The sequence below is a fragment of the Synechococcus sp. CCY9201 genome (assembly GCF_034931105.1).
In the GTDB taxonomy this organism is placed as follows: Bacteria; Cyanobacteriota; Cyanobacteriia; order PCC-6307; family Cyanobiaceae; genus CBW1002.
In genome coordinates this window covers 1-1,500 of sequence record NZ_JAYGIC010000020.1, presented here as the reverse complement: position 1 = coordinate 1,500, position 1,500 = coordinate 1, and the positions used below count along the sequence as shown (strand labels likewise).

The 1,500-nt window shown below is 72.9% G+C and carries 2 protein-coding genes; both read right to left on the bottom strand.

Annotation, left to right across the window (positions count from 1 at the left end; genetic code table 11):
* Positions 1 to 675 (bottom strand): deoxyribodipyrimidine photo-lyase (locus VB716_RS01830; RefSeq protein ID WP_323269575.1); only part of this gene is annotated, 675 nt, incomplete at its 3' end.
* Positions 675 to 1,235 (bottom strand): NUDIX domain-containing protein, encoded by a 561-nt coding sequence (locus tag VB716_RS01825; protein ID WP_197157992.1) that lies wholly within the window; start codon positions 1,233 to 1,235, stop codon positions 675 to 677. The genes VB716_RS01830 and VB716_RS01825, both read right to left, overlap by 1 nt.
* Positions 1,236 to 1,500: the final 265 nt, after the last annotated feature.

Genomic DNA, 1,500 nt, shown 5'->3' with positions numbered 1-1,500 from the left:
GGCGCCGGAGAAGGCCGCTCCGAAGCGTGTGGCCGGCGGCACCGCCTCCAGGCGCGGCAGGGCCTCCCACAGATCAGGCCGGGGCAGCATCGCCGGGTCCAGATCCAGCAGGCCGGTTGGTGCCACCAGCGGCTCGATCCCCCCGGCGGTGCCAGGAGCCGCGAGAACCTGCTTGCGCTCCACCTGGCCGCGCCAGTTGCGTAGGAAGGGGCCGTAGACGCGATAGGGATCACCGGCACCGGTGCGCAGCGCCTCCGGGGCGACCAGCAGCTGATCCCAGTCCACCAGCACGCGGCGGCCATCGGTCTGCAGGGCGGCGGCCACGGCCCGGTCGCGAGCTCGCCCGCTGGGCTCCACATCGCGGTTCCAGGCCACCACCTCGGCACCGAGGGCGGCAGCCAGCCGTGGCAGCAGCACCAGCGGGTCTCCCTCCAGCAGCACCAGCCGCGATCCACAGGCCCGCCAGGAGGCGGCCAGCTCCCGCAGGCTTTCGAGCAGGAACCAGCGGCGGGCCGGTGCCATCGCCGGGTCGGCCAGGATTGCCGGGTCGAGCACAAACACACCCGTCAGGGCTGGGGTCGCCGCCGCCGCCGCCGCCAGGCCGAGGTTGTCGGCCAGCCGCAGATCGCGGCGATGCCAGAACAGCCAGCGGCGGGCGGCCTCAGGGGAAGCCATCAGAGCCCCAGCAGCTGCTTGGCCCGGAACCAGGCGGTCACGCTCTTGCCATCGAGGGCCTCGTCGCCACTGGCGAGGGCCGCATCGAGTGCGGCGGGTTCCATCAGCAGCACCTCCAGGTCCTCGTCGTCGTCGCCGGCCGGCGGCGCCTCCAGGGGGGTGAGCCCCCGGGCCAGGAACAGGTGGATCACCTCATCGGAATAGCCGGGGCAGGGCAGCATCAGGCCAAGCGGATCCCAGCGGCAGGCGCTGTAGCCCGCCTCCTCCTGCAACTCCCGCTCCATCGTGGCCAGGGGCTCCTCGCCGGGATCCAGGGTGCCGGCGGGGAATTCGAGGATGCGGGCCGCCACCGCGAAGCGGTACTGGCGCAGCACCACCACGCGCCCGTCATCGAGCACGGGCACCGCCAGCGAAGCGCCGGGATGGCGGATGATCCCGAAGCTGCCCTCCACCCCCATCGGCAGCTCCACCCGGTTGATCTCGAAGCGGATCTTGCGGGCATCGAGGGCTTCGAGGGTCTCGAGATGGCGCGCGGGCTCAGGGGGCGGCAGGGGCGCCATGGCGGGGATCAACGGCTGGGGCGGACGCTAAACCGGCCAGCTAGAGCCAGGAGGCAGCAGTTCGGGCGGCCGGAGCCAGGCAGCAGCAGCTCGGGCGGCCGGCAGCACGGTCTTGCAGCAGGGCGCCAAGGCTCGGCAGGAGCTGATCCAGCAGGTTGGCCGGGAGAGCGAGGAGTTGCCGCGGCGACGTCTGGCCGCAGAGCCGCGGCGCAATCGGTCAGCGAGACTGGACGTCAGACAACGTCCCCGCGCGGGCCCTCCTCCT

Bases quoted from the DNA above. Each gene is read 5' to 3' on its own strand.
- VB716_RS01825 (WP_197157992.1), bottom strand. From the start codon at position 1,235: ATGGCGCCCCTGCCGCCCCCTGAGCCCGCGCGCCATCTCGAGACCCTC.